This window comes from Pseudomonas sp. F1_0610 (genome assembly GCF_047470865.1).
Classification (GTDB): domain Bacteria; phylum Pseudomonadota; class Gammaproteobacteria; order Pseudomonadales; family Pseudomonadaceae; genus JAZDRH01.
The window spans coordinates 99,099-118,462 of sequence record NZ_JAZDRH010000002.1 but is presented as its reverse complement, the minus strand read 5'-3'; the positions used below and the strand labels follow the sequence as shown (position 1 = coordinate 118,462).

The 19,364-nt window shown below is 38.8% G+C and carries 18 protein-coding genes, 1 pseudogene and 2 riboswitches; of the genes and pseudogenes, 13 read left to right on the top strand and 6 right to left on the bottom strand.

From position 1 onward, the window contains the following. Window positions 1-2 precede the first annotated feature (2 nt). Window positions 3-3,482 (top strand): pilus assembly protein, encoded by a 3,480-nt coding sequence (locus VQ643_RS01795; protein WP_414197552.1) that lies wholly within the window; start codon window positions 3-5, stop codon window positions 3,480-3,482. Then, window positions 3,475-3,771: a PilY2 family type 4a fimbrial biogenesis protein gene (locus VQ643_RS01790; protein WP_414197551.1), complete on the top strand. Its 297-nt coding sequence runs from the start codon at window positions 3,475-3,477 to the stop codon at window positions 3,769-3,771. Before VQ643_RS01795 ends, VQ643_RS01790 begins: the two co-directional genes overlap by 8 nt. Window positions 3,772-3,788: 17 nt before the next feature. Here the strand turns inward: VQ643_RS01790 and lnt are convergent, their stop codons facing one another. From lnt to VQ643_RS01770, 4 genes are all read right to left on the bottom strand, one after another. After that, window positions 3,789-5,297 carry an apolipoprotein N-acyltransferase gene (gene lnt / locus VQ643_RS01785; RefSeq protein ID WP_414197550.1) on the bottom strand — a complete coding sequence of 503 codons (1,509 nt, stop codon included), beginning with the start codon at window positions 5,295-5,297 and terminating at the stop codon, window positions 3,789-3,791. A 62-nt stretch (window positions 5,298-5,359) separates the two neighbouring features. Next, on the bottom strand, window positions 5,360-6,193 hold the full coding sequence (locus VQ643_RS01780; RefSeq protein WP_414197549.1) for an HlyC/CorC family transporter: 834 nt from the start codon (window positions 6,191-6,193) through the stop codon (window positions 5,360-5,362). Window positions 6,194-6,217: 24 nt separating this feature from the next. Then, window positions 6,218-6,673: an rRNA maturation RNase YbeY gene (gene ybeY / locus VQ643_RS01775; protein WP_414197548.1), complete on the bottom strand. Its 456-nt coding sequence runs from the start codon at window positions 6,671-6,673 to the stop codon at window positions 6,218-6,220. Beyond that, window positions 6,666-7,643 (bottom strand): PhoH family protein, encoded by a 978-nt coding sequence (locus VQ643_RS01770; protein WP_414197547.1) that lies wholly within the window; start codon window positions 7,641-7,643, stop codon window positions 6,666-6,668. The genes ybeY and VQ643_RS01770 overlap by 8 nt, the downstream gene beginning before the upstream one ends. Before the next feature lie 190 nt (window positions 7,644-7,833). Here VQ643_RS01770 and VQ643_RS01765 point away from each other — a divergent pair, with 190 nt between their 5' ends. From VQ643_RS01765 to VQ643_RS01735, 7 genes are read left to right on the top strand one after another with little or no spacing between them, the layout of a single operon-like run. Then, window positions 7,834-8,307 carry a Tfp pilus assembly protein FimT/FimU gene (locus tag VQ643_RS01765; protein ID WP_414197546.1) on the top strand — a complete coding sequence of 158 codons (474 nt, stop codon included), beginning with the start codon at window positions 7,834-7,836 and terminating at the stop codon, window positions 8,305-8,307. 19 nt (window positions 8,308-8,326) lie between these two features. Further along, window positions 8,327-11,722, top strand: a complete 3,396-nt coding sequence (locus VQ643_RS01760) for a pilus assembly protein (RefSeq protein WP_414197545.1) — start codon at window positions 8,327-8,329, stop codon at window positions 11,720-11,722. Then, window positions 11,719-12,075 carry a hypothetical protein gene (locus tag VQ643_RS01755; RefSeq protein ID WP_414197544.1) on the top strand — a complete coding sequence of 119 codons (357 nt, stop codon included), beginning with the start codon at window positions 11,719-11,721 and terminating at the stop codon, window positions 12,073-12,075. Before VQ643_RS01760 ends, VQ643_RS01755 begins: the two co-directional genes overlap by 4 nt. 10 nt (window positions 12,076-12,085) lie before the next feature. Beyond that, complete coding sequence (locus VQ643_RS01750; protein WP_414197543.1) at window positions 12,086-12,595, top strand: type IV pilus modification PilV family protein; 510 nt, start codon at window positions 12,086-12,088, stop codon at window positions 12,593-12,595. Continuing rightward, window positions 12,592-13,428 carry a PilW family protein gene (locus tag VQ643_RS01745; RefSeq protein WP_414197542.1) on the top strand — a complete coding sequence of 279 codons (837 nt, stop codon included), beginning with the start codon at window positions 12,592-12,594 and terminating at the stop codon, window positions 13,426-13,428. Before VQ643_RS01750 ends, VQ643_RS01745 begins: the two co-directional genes overlap by 4 nt. Then, on the top strand, window positions 13,425-14,024 hold the full coding sequence (locus VQ643_RS01740) for a hypothetical protein (protein WP_414197541.1): 600 nt from the start codon (window positions 13,425-13,427) through the stop codon (window positions 14,022-14,024). Before VQ643_RS01745 ends, VQ643_RS01740 begins: the two co-directional genes overlap by 4 nt. Window positions 14,025-14,033: 9 nt before the next feature. Next, a complete protein-coding gene (locus VQ643_RS01735; RefSeq protein ID WP_414197540.1) occupies window positions 14,034-14,450 on the top strand; it encodes a type IV pilin protein in 417 nt (138 codons plus the stop codon). Window positions 14,451-15,276: 826 nt separating this feature from the next. On the opposite strand, the pseudogene VQ643_RS01730 reads toward VQ643_RS01735, so the two are convergent. Then, window positions 15,277-15,408, bottom strand: a pseudogene (locus VQ643_RS01730) (transposase); the annotation flags it as partial. Window positions 15,409-15,581: 173 nt separating this feature from the next. On the opposite strand from VQ643_RS01730, the gene VQ643_RS01725 reads away from it, so the two are divergent. Genes VQ643_RS01725 through VQ643_RS01710 form a run of 4 tightly spaced genes read left to right on the top strand, consistent with a single transcriptional unit; the run spans window position 15,582 to window position 18,529 of the window. Then, a complete protein-coding gene (locus VQ643_RS01725; RefSeq protein WP_414197539.1) occupies window positions 15,582-16,016 on the top strand; it encodes a type IV pilus modification PilV family protein in 435 nt (144 codons plus the stop codon). Beyond that, on the top strand, window positions 16,013-16,639 hold the full coding sequence (locus VQ643_RS01720; RefSeq protein ID WP_414197538.1) for a hypothetical protein: 627 nt from the start codon (window positions 16,013-16,015) through the stop codon (window positions 16,637-16,639). The genes VQ643_RS01725 and VQ643_RS01720 overlap by 4 nt, the downstream gene beginning before the upstream one ends. Further along, window positions 16,621-17,097 (top strand): hypothetical protein, encoded by a 477-nt coding sequence (locus VQ643_RS01715; RefSeq protein ID WP_414197537.1) that lies wholly within the window; start codon window positions 16,621-16,623, stop codon window positions 17,095-17,097. The genes VQ643_RS01720 and VQ643_RS01715 overlap by 19 nt, the downstream gene beginning before the upstream one ends. 16 nt (window positions 17,098-17,113) lie before the next feature. Then, a complete protein-coding gene (locus VQ643_RS01710; RefSeq protein WP_414197536.1) occupies window positions 17,114-18,529 on the top strand; it encodes a hypothetical protein in 1,416 nt (471 codons plus the stop codon). Here VQ643_RS01710 and VQ643_RS01705 read toward each other — a convergent pair whose 3' ends face one another. Next, window positions 18,530-19,159, bottom strand: a complete 630-nt coding sequence (locus tag VQ643_RS01705) for a trimeric intracellular cation channel family protein (RefSeq protein WP_414197656.1) — start codon at window positions 19,157-19,159, stop codon at window positions 18,530-18,532. Window positions 19,160-19,183: 24 nt separating this feature from the next. Further along, window positions 19,184-19,279, bottom strand: a riboswitch (glycine riboswitch). Next, a riboswitch (glycine riboswitch) is annotated at window positions 19,280-19,364 on the bottom strand.

Sequence of the window (19,364 nt, the reverse complement as noted above, 5' to 3'; positions counted from 1 at the left end):
TTATGAATAATAAAGAACGATTTTTATTACTGACCAGTTACTTGTTAATAAACTCAGTAGCCTATGCTGCAGATATTAAAGATCCCGCGCAAATGCCATTGGACTTGCAAGAAGGCGTAGCACCTAATGTGCTATTTACGCTGGATAATTCAGGATCTATGGCTTGGGGCTTTATACCCGATAGTATGTCAGGCATGCACAGTATTAAAGCAGGCCGTTCATATGTATATAATAAACAGTATTATAATCCAAAAGCTAAATATATAGTTCCTAAGAAGGTAGATTATAAAAATGGCAAAATAGAAGTATCTGATTATCCTACGCCCTCTTTCTACAATGCACCAAAAGATGGATTCAACCCTAAAGAAAGGTTGGATTTGTCAAAAAACTATCTTGTCTCTTGGGGATATGACCAATGGGGGCCAGCAAAATGTTTAGAGAATTGTAGTGATGACTACTTCTCTATGGAAGATGGCACAAAAATATACTATAACCGCGCCTATTATTATGAGTATTCAAAAAGCTGTGATCAAACAAATATTAATACGCATGATAGTTGCTATATATTTAAAGAAATTCCTAAAGAACAAGAAGAGAACTTTGCTATTTGGTACTCTTTTTATAGGACACGATTATTATCCTCTAAAACAACAGCCATTCTTTCCTTCGCAGAGCTAGAATCTAATATAAGGTTGACCTGGGGCGCTTTTTACCAGTGTGATATTGGGTCCAATAGTAAAAGTTGTTTTAATAATAAGCTGCAAGAGTTCTCTGGAAAACATAGGTATAATTTTTTCAAATGGATAGAGCAGGTCAACTGGCAAGGTGGAACACCCTCACATGCTGCTGTAGATAGAGCAGGCAAACTTCTGCAAAATCCAAGTTCATATGTTTTAGATGATAAAGGTCGCCCTTCAAGGTGCCAGTCAAACTATCATATTTTTATGACAGATGGTGTCTGGAATGAATGGCCCCAAATGAGCAAGTTGCCAGAAAAGGGTGAAACATTAAAACACTCAAAACGTCTGCCAGATGGCACTCTGTTTGATCCAAATAGCGCTTATACAAGACCTTATGTCGAGAAAAATATAGGCTCTTTAGCTGATATGGCCTTTTATTATTGGTCGACACCTTTGCTTGGCAATAACGGTGGGCATGAGGTTTTACCTAGAATTAATTATGTGAATGATGATCCAGAAGCACAGTATTGGGACCCAAGAAATGATCCTGCTACTTGGTTGCATATGGTCAACTACACTATAGGCTTAGGGCTTAGTGGGTCGCTTAAACTAAAAAACGCACCAACATGGGATGCCAATGCTGAAAATCCCAGTTATGCCCATATAGATGAACTGCTTAATCTAGGGACTAATGGGAAAAACTGGCCTGGTATTGGTAATAGTTGGACTGAAAATGCTTATGATATTTGGCACATGGCAGTCAACTCACGTGGAGAATATTTTAGTATTGAAGACCCTCAAAGCCTGCAAGGGGTCTTTAATAAAATATTTAATATTATTTCGACTAATAATAAGATCACTGTTAGTCCTGCCATTACCTCTGGCTCAGATGATGGCAATGGTTACTCTTACCAAGCCTTGTTTTATCCAAATGAAAATTGGTCAGGCGATTTAAAGGCTAAAGCTGTTTCAATCACTAATAATACGCCATTAGAGCGAGAACTATGGTCAGCTAGGCAGAAGTTGGACCATCTTTCTTGGGGGCAGCGTGCGGCTCATGTTTACTTTAATAAGTCAGATACGTTAACTAAATTAGACTGGTCAGCGCTATCTAACACCCAGCAGCGTCAGTTGAACACAGCGCCTCATTTTGGTGGTACTGAAGATGGTTTAGGACAAGCACGCTTAAATTTTATCTTGGGTGATCGTAGCCAAGAAGGTAAAGCTTTCCGTCTTAGAACCAGTGTGCTTGGTGATATTGTTTCTTCTAAACCTGTAGTAGTGAGAGGTGCTCGCTATCTACGTAGTCGAGGTGAGCTATTAGAACCTAAAGCCCCATCAGGTTCTTATGCAAGTTTTATTAAACAAGTAGAACAGAGAACGCCTGTAGTTTACGTGGGGGCTAACGACGGCATGTTGCATGGATTTAATGCTAATACAGGTGAAGAAATCTTTGCTTATGTGCCTAGCATGCTGTTTTCTAAGCTCAATCAACTCACTGCCAAAGACTATGGCATGGGAAAACACTTTTACTATGTTGATGGCTCCCCACAAATTGCTGATGTATATATAAAAAATCAATGGCGCACCGTGTTAGTGAGCTCTTTAGGCGCTGGTGCTAAAGGCCTTTTTGCCTTAGATATTACAGATCCTAAGCGCATTTCGTTGTTGTGGGAGTTAGATCAAGATGATTTGGCAAAGTATAAAGTTGGCTTGGGGTATGGCCCTGTCCAACCTAGCATAGCGAGGTTGCACTCGGGTCAGTGGGGCGTGGTTATGGGTAATGGTTATGCCGCTAGTACAAGCTTAAACGGTGCTGCTTCACTGATTATTTTAGATATTAGCAGTGGTGCTGTTGTTGCTAATTTAGAAGTACAGGGCACCGCAGGTATTGAAAATGGGCTATCCACACCTAAGTTAATTGATATGAATGGTAATGGGGTTGCAGACTTTGCTTATGCGGGTGACTTGCAAGGCAACATTTGGCGCTTTGATTTAAATAGTGCGGCTACCGACTTTACTCGCCAGACAGGCCAAGAGTCTGCTGAGTTTGCTGTTGCTTTTGGAGGAAGACCACTATTTACAGCAACAGACGCTAAAGGGAATGCTCAACCTATTACTGTTGCACCAACAGTGACACGACATCCTAGTCGCTTAGGTTTAATGGTTCTATTTGGGACAGGGCGTTTTTATACAGAAAACGATCGTTATGGGCTACCTAGTCAGCAAAGTGTGTATGGTATTTGGGATCCAAGTGCATACAAACCACATGCTACCAATAAACAAGATTTTCCAGTACAAATGTATGGACGCAACAAAGACTTAGTTCAGCAACATCTTAGTATGAATAAGAATGAACAGCGTTTGTTAACAAATAACCCTGTCACATGGCGTACTAAAAACGCTAACAGTGGGTGGAGTTCCACGGGGTCTATGGGTTGGTATTTAGATCTGTTTAATAGAAAAGAAATGGTTGTTAAAGAAGGGCAAGCGTTAGGTGATGTATTCTATTTGCAATCTATGACGTTGAGCGAAAATAGTTGTGGTTCAGGTATTGAAAACTGGATGTATGCATTAGACCCTAGTACTGGCGGGCGTACCAAACAGCAAGTTTGGGCAATAGATGGAAAAGCTCCGGATGGTTCAATTATTAGCGGAGTTAAAATCGAAGGTAATGGTGGTTTTACTATAGGCCAACAAAGTGATGGTGATTATCAACTTTGTACAGGAGCAGAGTGTTTAAAAATTTATATGCCAAGTACTAGCGTTGGACGAAAGTCTTGGAGGTTAGTCTATGAATAGTAGATGTGTTGGTTTACTAATAGGAATATTGTGGATACCCCCCGCTTTAGCCGCTGAATATGTGGGGGAGTTTGAAGGTGTTGGTGAAATTCAGGCAGTGGAACTAACAGCTAACGCAATCAAATTATATAATAAAACCTATAAGCTATCTGCAGAGATTAAAATCAATAATGTACAAGCTATTTACTCCCTTCAGCAAGGCTGCCAGATTGCCTATAACGGAAAAGTTATTGATAAGGTTGAAACTATAGAGGCCTTATATGTATTCGATAAAGGTTGTCTTAAATAGTTATATCGCGCTTTAAGTTAGCGCGATATGGTTTTTTTGTATTTTTTAGCTAATAAAAAAGCACTGGCGAGTAAGAAGCTGATAAGTATTAACAATGGCCAAGATTTAAAGCGCAAGTAAGGGGTTAAACCTTGCATTGGAATCACGTTTCCAGTTAATACTGTCTGTTCAAACTGTGGTGCTTGAGTAATAACTTTTCCTTGCGGATCAATGAGTGCTGATATGCCATTATTAGTACTGCGGATCATCCAGCGCCCAGCTTCTATGGCTCGCATTTGTGCCATTTGTAAATGCTGTATAGGGCCTATTGATTCGCCAAACCAAGCATCATTACTAATAGTTAATAGCACATTACTTTGTGCAGATAGGCCTGCCGCAAAGTCAGGATATACCACTTCATAACAAATAAAAGGTGCAATTTTTTGATCTTTTAAGCTAAGCAGACTTTGCTCTTTGGGGCCGGGACGAAAGTCCGACATAGGCAAATCAAAAAAATCAATTAAGCCACGTAATGAGTCTTGCAGAGGCACATACTCACCAAATGGTACGAGCTTTTGTTTTAGGTAATCCCCTTGTGCTAATGCGCCTGCAGTAACGCCATTGTAGTAGTAGGTTTTTCCTGTTTCATCAGGCAGTAACATAGGAATGCCAGTGATAAAGCCGCTTTCTTGGCGTAAAGCCCAAGCTTGTATACCCGCTAAATAAACTTCGGCTCTATCTTTGTTAATAGGTACGGCTGTTTCAGGCCAAATAATAAGATCGGCTCGAGGCTGGGCTATGGTCATATCCCTATAAAGTGCAAGTTGATAGGATAGCCTATAACTATCCCATTTCATGTTTTGATCAATATTGCCCTGAACAGCAAGTACCGAGAGTGGTTTGCTTGAGGGGGTTGTCCAGTTAATCAAAACAAGAGGCGTGCTGGCTAGCCAGATTAAACAGAGGGTAGCAGTGCCTAAAATGCGATGCTGGTAAGTATATACAATAGCAGTCGCTGTTAACGCCAATACAAAGCTAATTAACCACACACCACCTAAAGGTGCCAAACCGCGTAATAGGCTAGAGGTTTGGCTATAACCAAGATAGAGCCAAGGAAAACCAGTAAGGAACCAGCCGCGAAATATCTCTAGTGCGACCCAAAGTGCAGCAAAACTAAAGATATTGAAAAAAGCATTGTTGGTACGTAACCAGCGCGCCCACAAGTAGCCTAATGGAATGAAAAATAGAGCGAGCCCTGCAACAAATAGCAGTGTTAGGATGCCAGCTAGTATGGGGGGGGCTGAACCAAATTGATGAATACTTACATAAACCCAACTGGCGCCACTGGCAAATAAACCAAAGCCAAACCACCAGCTACGCGCCATAGCTGCCCGCTGTCCAAGTTTGTCTAAACCTAAATAGAGCAAAGCGACAGAGAGAATAGCGAGTGGCCAGAGATTAAAAGGAGCAAGACTTAACGTAATTAAGCTGCCTGAAATAAATGCAATAAAATGGGCTAGCCATCCTGCTCGAGAAATAATGGGCATAATAACGTCCAATAAAAAAGCGCTACTTAAAGAAAAGATAGCGCTTTTAAGTTAACGAAGAGTTATTTTAAGCTTGTTATGCGCAGTAGGTGTACGCGACGGCTATCAGCATTAACCACACGAAAGCGGAATCGACCTAGCTCTAAGGACTCATTGCGTTTAGGTAAATGTCCAAACTCATTAAGGACAACGCCACCTATTGTATCGAAATCGTCTTCAGAAAAATCAGTATGGAAATATTCATTAAAGTCTTCGATAGGTGTTAATGCTTTAATAATAAAATCACCATTAGGAAGAGGGCGAATGTAACTGTCCTCTTCAACATCGTGCTCGTCTTCAATATCACCTACAATCTGCTCCAGTACATCCTCAATTGTTACTAGTCCGGCTACCCCACCATACTCATCAATGACAACAGCCATATGGTTATGGTTAGCGCGAAACTCTTTGAGTAAAACATTTAAACGCTTAGATTCAGGCACAAACGTGCAAGGGCGCATAAGTTGTGTAATATCTAACTGGGCTGGGCGCTGTAAAATAAGAGGCAATAAATCTTTAGCTAAGAGTATGCCTAAGACTTCATCGCTATTTTCACCAATAACAGGATAACGCGAGTGCGCGGCATCAATAATGGCTGGTAGAAACTCTTCTGGTTGTTGTGTCGCTTTAATGCTGACCATTTTTGAACGGGGAATCATAATGTCTCGAACTTTTAAGTCAGAAACTTGAATTGCGCCTTCAACAATAGCCAGTGCGTCATTATCGAGTAATTTATTTTGGTTGGCATCACGCAATAGCCTTAGTAGCTCTTGACGGTTTTTAGGCTCATGGGCAAAAGCTTTAGTAATTTTTTCTAACCATGACTTTTGCCCGTTACTCGAGTGTTCGTCGCTCATATGTACTCTTTTTCACCTGTTTCATCAAATAACTAAGTAAGGATCTGGATAGTCTAATTGAGCGAGCAGTTTACGCTCAAGATTTTCCATTTCTTCTGCTTCATCCTCATCTATATGGTCATAGCCTAATAAATGCAAGCAACCATGAATAATAAGATGAGCCCAATGTGCATCTAGTGCTTTTTTCTGTTCTTGTGCTTCTAACTCCAGCACAGGAACGCAGACAACTAAATCACCCAATAGTGGAATATCTAATAATCCTTCAGGAATATCTGCTGGGAAAGAAAGAACATTAGTGGCGTAGTCTTTATTACGCCAAGTGCGATTTAACATTTGCCCTTCTTCACGATCAACTAAACGAATAGTTAGTTCAGAATCACCTGTACGATGAGCCAGTGCAGTTTCGCACCAAATTTGGAACTGTGCTTTGCTTGGTAGCAATGAATGATCCAATGCAATTTGTAGATCAAGCTCAACCACGTTTTTCCTCCGAAGCCGCGTCAAACTGAGCATAGGCTTCTACTATACGCTGCACTAATGGATGACGCACTACATCTGATGACTTAAAGTGAGTAAATGCAATGCCTTGCACATCTTTTAATACCTGAATAACTTGCGCTAGCCCTGAGCGGGTGCCGCGTGGTAAGTCAACTTGAGTAATATCTCCAGTAATGACCGCGGTCGACCCAAAACCAATCCGTGTCAAAAACATTTTCATTTGTTCAACTGTAGTGTTTTGGCTCTCATCTAAAATAATAAAACTATTATTTAAAGTACGCCCACGCATGTAGGCTAATGGAGCAACCTCAATTACTTGTTTTTCGATGAGCCGATTAACATGTTCAAAACCAAGCATTTCGTATAAAGCGTCATAGAGTGGGCGTAGGTATGGATCAATTTTTTGTGATAGATCACCAGGTAAAAAGCCCAGCTTCTCGCCAGCCTCTACTGCAGGGCGAACTAATAAAATACGTTGAATTTGCTCTTTGAGTAGAGCGTCTACCGCACAGGCTACGGCGAGGAAGGTTTTACCAGTACCGGCAGGACCAATACCAAAATTAATATCATGGTCTAAAATAGATTTCACATAGGCTTGCTGATTGGCTCCACGAGGTTTAATCAAACCTTGGCTTGTCTTGAGGGCAAGGACTGAGGTTGATGCGACAGGCAATGAGCTCATTGTTGTTTCTTGTAAAAACAGATGAACAGTCTCCGGCGTTATTTCAATGGAGGTTGTTTCTCGATAAAGGCGACGTAGCAATAACTCAACAGTTTTTTGCTGGTCTAATGTACCTACCACCTCAAACTGCTCACCCCGGTTAAGAATTTCGACGCCAAGGCGTTGTTCAATAAGCTGAAGATGTGCATTGTTCTGACCGCATAAATTGGCGAAACGCACTATTTCAAAGGGTGTTAAGGAAAATCGTAAATTTGCTGTTTTGTGAGTCAAGGCTAAGAATCTCCACTACGAAAAGACTATAATAAAATAAAACAATTAATTAATTATATATCATATAAAGCATATGGAATTTTGTCACATATCGTTAACCATTGATCCATACTAATATACCAGTTGTCGTTTAACGTTAACATTAAGCTGCTGGTTGTGGAAATCTTTAATTTAGGACAAGGAGGTGCCTATGTTAAGCAAGAGGGTAAATGGATTTACATTAATAGAGCTATTAACAGTAATTGCTCTTATAGGTATTGTTGCGTCTTTAGCAATGCCTTCATTTACGCAGTTTATAAGTAAAAATAAAACAGAAGCTGCAGCTAATGATATTTCTAGTTTGGTGAGAAAAGCTAGGCGGCTAGCTGTTCTTAACGCTAAGACAATAAGAGTCAGTGTTACCAATACTGGATTTGAAATAAAAGATCAAAAAGATATCCCTAATATGCAAGCTGTTATTCCAGAAGGCATAAAATTTAAGAAGAATAATATAGGAACAGACCTTTATTTTAATAGGAAAGGGCTATTGAGTAGCGCAGATGGCGTATTATTAACGCAGTCCTCCAGTATTAGTTTTTGCAGTGATCAAGTTTCTAAAGAAGTAAAAATAAAATCTTCTATGTCAGTGGAAGTCGCAACAATAGATAATAAAAGTTGCAATTAAGTTTAAAGGAATATTTAACATGATAAGGTTTAATTATAAACTAGTTATGGCGCTGCTTGTAATACCATTCTATTCTCCTTACGGTATGGCCAGCGTAGTTAGCTCATTTGAGCCTTCGCAGTCGCCGTTAGATATAAAAGAAACTGTGGCTCCAAATTTGGTATTAACTATAGATAGTTCAGCATCAATGAATCGTGACTATACTGATAAGGAGTCAGATGCTAGTTACGAAAAACGTTCACATGATATTAATAAATTAGCATTTAATGTGCTTTCTTATATGGATCCAAAAGGTGATAGTAAGTATGAGTTACCTTGGATAGCCCTTACCGATGATATCTATGCTAGATACCCTTCAAATGATTTGTATAAAATTGACAAAGGAAAATTGTATGTTAGGGAAAATGGTTATATAAGAGGAAGTAACAGAAGGCTTATAACAGCACATTTTCAAAAGTTCTATATCCACCATAAAAGTTGTACTCAAACACATCTGAAAAAATGTTATACGGAATATACTTTAGATCTTACTAGGCCAGATCATGTAGAACAGTTTGCTATTTGGTATGCTTTTTATCGAACAAGAGGCTTGCAGGTTAAAACAACTATAAATCTAGCGATGGCTAACTTACCAGAAGAAGTTAGGGTTTCATGGCAGGATCTCTATAAGTGTCCGCTTGATGCAGACTGTAAAGGAAATAAATACCCCTACAGTAGTTACACACGGCCTGCATATGTTAAACGTTTTGAAAAAGCACAGAAAAGGCATTTCTTTGAATGGCTAAATGACTTGGATTTTGCTGGAGGAAGCGCGCTAAATAAGGCCATGAATAGAGCCGGCTTATTCTTTCGAAAAGAAAGAAACTACGCTTCGGATAAAGAAGATCATACTTTCTTGCAAACAGTGGGATGTCGCCAAAATTTTCACATGATGTTTACCGATACAGAAACTACAGACTCCGGTTGGTATGATCTTCCTGATGTTGAGAATGGTGGCAAACGAGTTAAGTTATATGACTGGGTAAATGAAGATCATATTTTTCCTGACGAAAAATATTATAGTGGCTCGATGCATCCTTACCAAAGTGGGAAAAACTATAATCGCGGTAGTATAGCTAACGTAGCTTTTTTCTATTGGTCTACAGACTTGTTACCTAATGTAGATAATAACCTCATTCCTTATATGGAAGATGATGATTATTGGCATCCTAAGAATGACCCAGCTACATGGCAGCATATGGTTAACTTTATGGTGGGTCTAGGCTTAAAAAATAGGCTAAGTGGAACTAAAGATCAGCATGTACCTGTATGGGAACCTAATGCTTACAGGCCATCTCTGGCATTTATCTATAAATACCCAGAAGGTAACTTTAGGACAACTACATGGCCAAGAGATAGGGCTTATGAGTTATGGCATGCTGCTATTGCTTCTCGCGGCGAGTTCTTTAATGCCGAGGATAAATCAGATGTGCAACGTGCCTTTGATCGCTTAACTGCACGTCTTGAGAGTAAAAGTAACTCCCGCAGTCAGCCTATGACAGTAGTGTCATCCACTCGCTCTGGAGAAAAGTCATCCAAATATTTTTTCCAAACTATGTATTCAACAAAAGAGGGTTGGACTGGCGACTTGCAAGGTTCTGAAGAAGTACCTTCAGGATCAACTAGCAAGGGGGTTTCTTGGAGTTTGTCTGCTCGACTCAGTGCAACCAATTGGAATGCTCGCAACATTAAGGTCGCGGGTAGTACTGGAAAAATGCAAAAATTTGATTGGAATAATTTAAGCGATAGTCAAAAAGCGGCTTTAAATACGCACCCTGATAGTAAAAAATATGATGGATATGGTCCAGCACGTATTGAGTTCATCAAAGGAAGTCAAGACTATGCTAATGGAAAGACCTTTCCGCCACGCAAAAGTAAGCTAGGTGATATTCTCAACTCCAAACCTGTTTTTGTGAAAGATGCACGCTACCTAGTGAGTAGCATCAGTTGGAGTGCAGATGAAAGAAGTAGTTATAAAGCCTTCCAAGTCGACCGAAACGCTAAAAGATCACCCTACGTTTATGTTGGGGCTAATGATGGCATGTTACATGGCGTGAATGTAAATACAGGTTTTGAAACCTTTGCTTATATTCCTAAAGCAGTTATTCCTTATTTGAATAAACTAACTTCCCCAATATATGGGGTAAACAGCCATAGATACTACGTTGATGGAAAAATTGTAGTTGCCGATGCTTATTATAATAATTCGTGGCATACCGTCTTACTAGGTACTCTAGGTGCTGGAGGAAAAGGAATTTTTGCGTTAGATATTACAGATCCTAAAGCAGATGGTTCAGGTGTAAAACTGCTTTGGGACTTGGATCAGTCTGACTTTGCAGGAACTAAGTCAAAGCTAGGTTATAGCTACTCAACGCCTAGTGTTGTGCGATTTGCGGATGGCTCTTGGAAAGTAGTGTTTGGTAACGGCCCAGCAGCACGAACTAAAGATGAAGCGAATGGCTATGCTAGTTTATTTGTTGTCGATCTTGCCACTGGCAAGATTGAAAGAGAGTATGCTGTTAGAAATAATCAAAAAACCTCAGAGGAAAATGGCTTATTCACCCCTACAGTAATTTCTACAAATGGCAATGGGGTTGCTGATGTTGCTTATGCAGGTGACTTGCAGGGTAATCTTTGGCGTTTTGACTTAACAGATACAGGAGCAAAAGAGAACAATACGCCACTTTATACAGCAATCAAAGACGGTCATAACCAATCAATTACTTCGGCGCCACTCGTTGTTAGGCATCCGAAGCAAGATGGCTTCATTGTATCATTCGGTACCGGACGCTACTTTACAGCTAAAGACACTACACTCTTTGGGGGACAAGATTTCTATGGTATTTGGGATCCAAGAAAAACACCCTCAGCTAGTCATCCTGGAACAATTCAACCAAGAGAGTTAGTAACGCAGTCAATTAATAAAATACCAAGTCAAAAGCTTTTTACAATTACACAAAACAAGGTCTCTTGGGCTAATTGGGACGGCGTTAAGTGGAATAGCTCAAGTACAGCAGAGCATAAAGGATGGCGCTTACTCCTTCGCAAGGATGAAGCTGTGGTCTCTGATGCAATTAAGCTAGGTAACAACATTGTATTCCAAGCTATTTTGCCAAACAGTAATGCTTGTGAAATAGGTACCGAGAGTAGGCTTTATGCAATTAATCCCTTTACTGGCGGAGGGTTAGACTATGGACTCTTTGCTAATTGGCCAGCGGCCATAGAAGGCGCCGTAATCGGTGGAATGACTGTCAAGGGTGCCTCAGGTGGTATTAGTTTAAGCATGACACCTATGCCTACTATTTGTACTTCTGAAGTCTGTTTTAAAATGAACTTGGGTGAAATTGGTCGACAAACATGGAGAAGAGTTGAATGATTAAAATAGTGTTTAAATCAATAATGGTTTTTTTTCTACTAATCAACATGGCTGTGGCTGAGGACAATAGTTTTGAGATTGGTGGTTATGTTACAGGAATTGATTTGACTAAAAACCAGATAGAAATATTCGGTAGAGAGGCATTTCTTCCTACTGATTTGATTATAAAACTTTCTGAGATTAAAAATCTTAGCGCTGGAGACACTGCAAGTGTAGAAGGAAAGTATATTGGTGGAATTTATAAAGTAGAAAATTTAGAGTTTAGAATCATGCCCCCAGAGATAAGAGACCTGCACCTTCAAGAATATGAAGAAGACAAGGACTATTATCATAATATGGTTGGAAAAAAATAAGCGGTGACTTATGAGCATAAAAGGATTTAGCTTAATAGAAATTTTGATTTCACTCGTACTTATTACTGTAGGCCTTCTTGGCCTACAAGTAATGCAGGCGAGGAGCACGGGTTATATTCTGGAAAATAATAAATATAATGCAGCAATAGAACTAACTAACGACTTTGTCGATTTAGTAAAAAGCTATCGTCAAGAAGTTTATCAAAATACAATACCTACTAGCCTTTACTATAAAGGACTGACATCAAATAATGTGTTTTGGTCAAATGGTAAGATAACAAATACAGGAAGTTGTAATATTAGCAATCAAAGCAGTGTTTCAGGAAAAATAGCTTGCTGGAATGAAAGAGCTAATAATATAGGAATTAGCAGTACAAAGGTTGAGCTTGTAGCAGGCAGAGATATCTTAATAGTCACGCTTTTTTGGGACCCTGTTACTAATAGTAATGGAGACTTTAGCTGTTATTCTGAGAGTAACAAGTCTAAAAAATGTTCATATACAGCGAGATTTGAGATATGAAATACCATGCTAAAGGATTAAGTCTAATTGAAATCATGGTGAGCTTAACAGTAAGCTTGTTTCTTATAATGGCTGTAACTCATATATACTTAAAGAATAAACAATCTTATATATTCGAGTCTAGTATCGCACAACTGCAAGATAGTGCAGACTTTGCTCAATTAGTATTAGAAGACTGGGTGTACAAAGCTGGGTTCAGACGTGGTGTCGATGTATCTTTAGAAAAAGCATTTCCTGAAAAAAAGTATAGCAAAGATGATAACTCTTGTTCTTTTATTGAAGGCTCAGCAGTTGCAGAACTTAAGGGAAAAGTAGGTTTTTGTGTTCGTTATCAGCCAGCTTCAGACTCTGAAATAGACTGTGTTGGTAATAAGGTTAGCTTCGACAAGTCAAAAGAAGTTTTTATGTCTACAGATCCTAGCTATTTAGTTGTTTTAGCCTTTGAACATGTTAAAGAAGCCAATAAGAATAATGGCAAACTTTACTGTACAAACCTTTCTAGTAATGCGCCCTCTACTAAGGTCGAATTATTAGACCATATTGCTGATATGCATATTGAATTTGGTTGGTCAGGTAATGCAGGAGATGAGATTAATAGAAAGGTTAGAAGGTTTGGCTCATCTGGAGAGTGGGGGGGAGAAAATAGAAAGGCCTATGCTATTAGATATAATATACTTCTATCTTCTGAAAATAATAAAGCTCAGTCAAAATCTTCAGGAGTGTTAAATGAGTGGGGAAAAATAAAAAATGCAGGAAGCATTATAAATAACGATAAGAAGCAATTATATAAAATAGTTAGCTCAACCCTAGTGTTAAAAGGAGTTACACCATGAATAAGCAATCGGGTGCGGTTATTTTAGTTGTGCTCACATTCTTAATTGTTCTCTCAATATTAGCTGTTGCTGGTTTTCAAGAAGTGTCTGTGCAAAGTAAAGTGGTGGCTAGCAAAATACTAGATGATAAACTAAAAAACAGCTCAGATGTAGGCTTGAGGGAAGCGGAGAATAGGCTCTATGGTGCGATAAATTTAAGAGAAATCATTGATAATGATGTAGATCAGTTCAAAGAAAACTGTAAGACTTCATTTAATAAAAAATATGAGTATGGCGTGCCTTGCTTAATTGCTAAACAAGAAAGGAAAGAAGATATAGAAGAAATTTATTATAATCCATTATCAGTTGCTGATAAGTATTGGCAAAAGTCAGAAATAAAATCGGGTGTTAATGCTACAGAGCTGCCAACCAAGTTTAACTCTTATCTTATTAGTTCAAGTTTGACGAATAGTGTTCAATGGGATGAGCAACTAGAAGGAAGAGGAACTTACTATTATCTGGTAAACTCAGTATCTTCTAAAATGGAGAATGGAAAGGAACAGTTATTTATTGGACAATCAATATTTGCTAATTATTATCCTGGATTAAATAATTAAGAGGGTTCTATGAGAGTGGTAAAAGGATTTACGCTAATTGAATTAATGGTTGTTTTAATTGTTGCTGGAATTTTAGCCTCTATAGCTGTTCCAAAGTATCTATCATACAAAGAACGCAGCTATAGAGCAGAGGGACGCACTGCTGTCATGGATTTAGCGGCTCGTCAGGATAGATTCTATATGCAAAATACCAAGTATGTTGTTGTAACAGAGGAGCTGTCTTCAAAACTGGGCTTGAAAAATAACAAAACAGCAACTGGAAAATATACATTATCAGTAACGCCTATTGGCTCTGACACTAATAGGCAAACTTATAAGATAATAGCCACTAATACCTTTGGCGATTCTTTATGCGAAACCTTTTTTATAGAGTCAACAGGAAAAAAAGGCTTCACAGGCTCCGGAGATGCAGAAACTTGCTGGTAAAGGTAACCCCTTTATAATAAGGCCGCCATGGATGACTTTTGTTTAGGTGTAATGCTGCGCTCCCCTATTAGGCTGTTCGTTATTGTAGTGTCAGAGCTATTGAGTTGCATGATCTTGAACTGCGCCAATGCTCTCAAATAAATATTGGGTAAGCGCACAGTACGATTATAGCGTCCGATATAAGCATTCTGTTGTGGATTACTTGCCTGAAAGTCCAGTTTAATTCCTACTCAGCTTCCCAGGCAGCATGTTTTCCGCTGAGATATTCTGCGCCATTGTCACAGCCAATTGAGCATGGCAGGCGACGCCATTTAATAATTTGATCCAGTGTACGTGTCTCTCACTCTGTCGTTCAATACCCAGTCTTTCATAACTAAAGTTAGCGATGATATTCAAAACCGATAATCTTGACCATCGCTCTGTTGATCAGAAAATCCATTGGCTAGCAGATATTCATAGTATCTGGAACTGCCCTAGGCTGAATTTTACCGCGTACTAAACAACCCGTTCTAACTTGGTACGCAGGTTCAGATCAAACGATAGATAGGGTAAACAGCCTGATGGTTTCAGTGAAAGCCCTTCAGGTTACGCAAATACAGAAAGCACAATCTAAAGTCCCAGTTTCTATGGTTATGCGTTAGAGCAATCAGCCGGTCAGCAATTTCAGTGTTTTCATGGCTGAGTTTGGCCTAGCAGTAACTGCTGCTGCATTATCTTGCGACGGGGAGAGGGTTTTATCGCTTTTACGATGGCCTATTTGAGAATAGTGGCTTTTAAGCGTTCTTTGGCGTATATCTTCTTGAGCCGACGATTTTCAAGCGCATTATCATGGTGCATCCATGCCACCTAACTTGGTGCGCCACTTATAAAAAGTTGCGTTACCCATGCTGTACTCGCAGCATAGCTCAGGAACTGGCAGGCCGTTTTCGGCTTGCTTTAAAACTGAAAGGATTTGGCTGTTGGTAAATCGTTATTTTTCATGCAAAAGCGTCTTGCATATAGCTTATGTAAACGCTAGTTGAGAGCACTGTTATTGTTCGGGGGGATTACCAACTAAGCGGCTAAAAAGTTTGCAATTTTCACGTAAGCCGTTATTAACAAAAATTGTTAACTCCTTTTAGGAGCTGGTTTATGGAGCGTTCAGTAGAAGGTTTTTCTTTATTGGAAGTGCTAATTAGTTTAGTGCTGCTAAATACTGCTATTTTTGGGCTTTTTGGCGCTCAAGTGAAAGCACTTCAAGCGGCTACAGATGCAGGATTTAGACAAACAGCGATTGAGTTAAGCCAGCACTACATAGAAATGTTAAAAGTGGAGGCAGCTAATGGTTCATCTAAGCCTTCGTTGGCATCTTATCAGCGCTGGCTAGCTAGGGTTAAGCAGCTTTTACCAGTTGATGATGACTTACTTAAGACACATTTTATTATATGTTTTTCTAGTAGCCCATTAACCTGTGATGGCAAAGGGCAGATTTTAACACTGCAATTAGCATGGTATTCTCCAAATAGCAGTTGTTCTTCTCATATAAAAGAAAATATTTGTTTATATAATATTAGGACACCCTTATGAATAGAGCGCAAGGGTTAACCTTAATAGGAGTAATGATTTCTTTACTGCTTAGTAGTAGTATTGTATTGTTACTTGTTACGCTTTATAGTAAATATCAAAGATTGTATGCTAGTATTGAGCATACAGTTCAATATAATGAAAATAAAAGATTTATTCGGGGTTTTTTAGAAAATCAAATTATACGTGCTGGTTTTCATAATAAAGTTTTCTTACCTTCAAAGCAGGCTTTTCCAGAAGATGTGGAAAAAAAGCTTGCTGCAGGACAGGTTGTCCTATTAAGAAGTGAATCAGATTTACTCATTAGGTATCAGCCTATTTATCCAAATCAACTTAGTTGTGATGGACGTAATATTTCCAGGGATATTAAAAATAGACAGGAAGCGGCTGATTTACCCTTAGTAAGCACAAGAATCTATTTTGATAAACATAACAAAGTGTTACGTTGTAATGGGCACTCTATTTTAGAAAGTATAGACAGTGTGTACTTTGATATTATCGAAGAATATTCTTTAAAGGGGCGCTATGTAAAGGCTGTTTATTATGAAATATACCTTCTGGGAAATACTAATCCTGTTATTGGTAAGCTATATTTAAGGAATGCATTATGGTTAGCAAACAACTAGGAAATAGCATGCTAATGGTTATTTGCTTTATCCTAATAATGGGAATGCTTTCTGCTACTGCGTGGCGCATGGTGATATTAGAAACTAAAGTGATAGGTTACTCCTCAGATACAGAGCATTTAAAACACATGGCTACAAAAGCGATGTTATTTATAGAGAACGAAATATCTAACTTAGTAGTATCAGCCGATGCTTGTGTTCCTCTAAATGAAAATGGCTGTAATTTTATAATAGATAATGGAAGTTATTTTATAGAAGCTGAGCGGTTACGAAACTTAAAGCAGATTAATATTTATAATCAGACTTATAGTTTAAAAGGGTACTGGAAGGAAATAACTCCTGGTGAGTACCCAGTCGAATATTCGAACTTGAAGTTTTATGAGGTTACTGCAGGCGCTGAAAATAATTATGGCGAAAAAATTTATATGCGTAGTATTTTTTCTCGTTATTATTTTTAGTGTAACGGTGTTATGTATGCGTATTTTAGTATTTCTTTGGGTGATTTTTTTATCAGGGTATTCATATTCTTCAGTGTATGATGAAGTGCTGCTATATACTAAATCTGCTTCCGATTATAGTATTATTTATAAATCTGCGACAGGGCATGTTTTTAGAGATATATATGTTTCTGGAGAACTATATAAGAAATCAATTCCTTTGAATTTATATGCTTTAAGTAACTTGCAGTCTAGTGCTAGGCATGATGCACTAAACTCTAGTAGTGCTTATGCTTCTTTTGTGGCCTCTGAAAAACCGTTAGCCTCTCTTTATTTTATAAATGCTAATAACAGATTGGAGAAGGTTAGTCTGGATAATTTTGTTAGCAGAGAAGTTTCTTCTGAAATATTTTCAGCCTCTAGCTTGTTAAAAATTAAGGATATTTATCTTGATGATGCTTGGAAGAAAATTCTATTTATTTTTTCAAATGATAGATTGTCTGCCTATGATATAAGTGGTGGAAAATTTAATTTGATTTGGAAAAAATCTGTGCGCTTAAATACTATTAAAATTGAAATAATAGAAACATTAAATAAACAGCCTTATGTCGTTACTAGTGAAACGAATGAATTAAAATTTTATTCATTAACTTCGACAGCTAACGAATTTGCACTGACGGTTAGTGATGCCGCTAGTGTAGGTATACCGCTTTTTAAGTATAATTCTTATAAATTAGTTAGCGGACTCTATGTGAGCTCTTCTAATGGTGATGTTTGGTTTTTCGACTTGGCGAGATTTTCTAATCCAAGAAAAGTTTATAGTTCTTTAGTAACTAGGCTAGACCTAGTAGGTATAGTCCCTCATCCCTCAGGTGTTGGGGAAATACTAACTATTTCTTATAAAGAACAAGACCATAATTTAAAGCTGATGGGTATCTGGGATAATGGACAGGACTTTGTGCGTGATTTAAATATAAAAAATTTGGCAAGTATTGAAGAAAAAAACTACTCTGTGGGAGGTAATAGATACTCAGTTTATATAACTCCTTTAATAGACTCCTTTGATTGGCAAAAATATTTAGGCTGGAAGCTTAATCTGGGAGCATTATCTGTTAATAAGATTGTAGGTGTGAAGCTTATTGGTAAGCTGTTGCTAATCAGCTATGAAAAAAACATAGGAAAAAGTAATTACGTTTTACTTTTGCTGGATCCCAACACTGGAAATAGTCCTGATTTTGTAGTGTTAGACTTAAATAAAGATGGTCATTTCTCTGAATTAGATTGGTTTGATGGGCAAGCTATTATTGCTCTAGAAACCAATAGGTCTTCAATTTTAATATCGCCTGATGCAAGACTACATATAGCGCCAGGATCGGCCATTAGAATTCAAGTGGATCCACGCCATAACAGGCGGCATACATGGTATGTCATGCCACCTGAGCTTGTTCCATAATTATTTCCATTTGCCAGGTGAATAGGAAAATACAGGTAAAGACAGATTCCAATGAATAGCGGCCAAGCGAATGGCTAAACCTACAATAAATGAAATCAGCATATTAATATTTTCATCCAGCCCCATATATTTGAGCCCCAAATACAGTAGGGCAACTAATAAGGATACACTGGCATACAGTTCATGACGCAGCACTTGTGGAGTTCTATTACACATGACATCACGTAAAATGCCGCCAAAAATACCTGTAATCATTCCTGCCATAATGACCACTACAGTGCTGTATTGGTACTCAGCCTCTAACCTTAGAGCTACGTTGCAGCCAATAATGGTAAAGGCGATAAGTCCCATTGCATCTAAAATTAGGAACATGCGATTAAGGCGCTGCATAAAGCGCGCAATCAGCATGGTGAATAGGCCAGCAGAAATAGTAAGATAAATGTAAGGTGGGTGTTGCGTCCAAGAAATAGGGTAGTTGCCCAGAATAATATCCCGAACAGTGCCGCCCCCTAAAGCTGTTAAAAAGGCGATAAAGGCAACGCCAAATAAGTCCATATTGCGTCGCCCGGCGGCTAACGCGCCAGACATAGCTTCGGCAGTAATCGCCATAATATAGATATAGAGAAGCACAAAGACCTCGATCATGAGTCTATTGCCCCTCCCTCTGTCCTTTTACCTGAGAGTTTACGTAGCCTTAGCTACTTGCCCCTTCGGTGGAAACTTAGCGTTTCTCTCTCCAGTTGGCGACGAAAAAAGATTGCAGTACATGAGCCTGAGCGTTTATGGGAGTTTGCGCCTTCGGCGGAGGCAAGCCTCGCTCTCCTGCAATCTGTGC

Bases quoted from the DNA above. Each gene is read 5' to 3' on its own strand.
- VQ643_RS01795 (WP_414197552.1), top strand. From the start codon at position 3: ATGAATAATAAAGAACGATTTTTATTACTGACCAGTTACTTGTTAATA.
- VQ643_RS01790 (WP_414197551.1), top strand. From the start codon at position 3,475: ATGAATAGTAGATGTGTTGGTTTACTAATAGGAATATTGTGGATACCC.
- lnt (WP_414197550.1), bottom strand. From the start codon at position 5,297: ATGCCCATTATTTCTCGAGCAGGATGGCTAGCCCATTTTATTGCATTT.
- VQ643_RS01780 (WP_414197549.1), bottom strand. From the start codon at position 6,193: ATGAGCGACGAACACTCGAGTAACGGGCAAAAGTCATGGTTAGAAAAA.
- VQ643_RS01765 (WP_414197546.1), top strand. From the start codon at position 7,834: ATGTTAAGCAAGAGGGTAAATGGATTTACATTAATAGAGCTATTAACA.
- VQ643_RS01760 (WP_414197545.1), top strand. From the start codon at position 8,327: ATGATAAGGTTTAATTATAAACTAGTTATGGCGCTGCTTGTAATACCA.
- VQ643_RS01755 (WP_414197544.1), top strand. From the start codon at position 11,719: ATGATTAAAATAGTGTTTAAATCAATAATGGTTTTTTTTCTACTAATC.
- VQ643_RS01750 (WP_414197543.1), top strand. From the start codon at position 12,086: ATGAGCATAAAAGGATTTAGCTTAATAGAAATTTTGATTTCACTCGTA.
- VQ643_RS01745 (WP_414197542.1), top strand. From the start codon at position 12,592: ATGAAATACCATGCTAAAGGATTAAGTCTAATTGAAATCATGGTGAGC.
- VQ643_RS01740 (WP_414197541.1), top strand. From the start codon at position 13,425: ATGAATAAGCAATCGGGTGCGGTTATTTTAGTTGTGCTCACATTCTTA.
- VQ643_RS01735 (WP_414197540.1), top strand. From the start codon at position 14,034: ATGAGAGTGGTAAAAGGATTTACGCTAATTGAATTAATGGTTGTTTTA.
- VQ643_RS01725 (WP_414197539.1), top strand. From the start codon at position 15,582: ATGGAGCGTTCAGTAGAAGGTTTTTCTTTATTGGAAGTGCTAATTAGT.
- VQ643_RS01720 (WP_414197538.1), top strand. From the start codon at position 16,013: ATGAATAGAGCGCAAGGGTTAACCTTAATAGGAGTAATGATTTCTTTA.
- VQ643_RS01715 (WP_414197537.1), top strand. From the start codon at position 16,621: ATGGTTAGCAAACAACTAGGAAATAGCATGCTAATGGTTATTTGCTTT.
- VQ643_RS01710 (WP_414197536.1), top strand. From the start codon at position 17,114: ATGCGTATTTTAGTATTTCTTTGGGTGATTTTTTTATCAGGGTATTCA.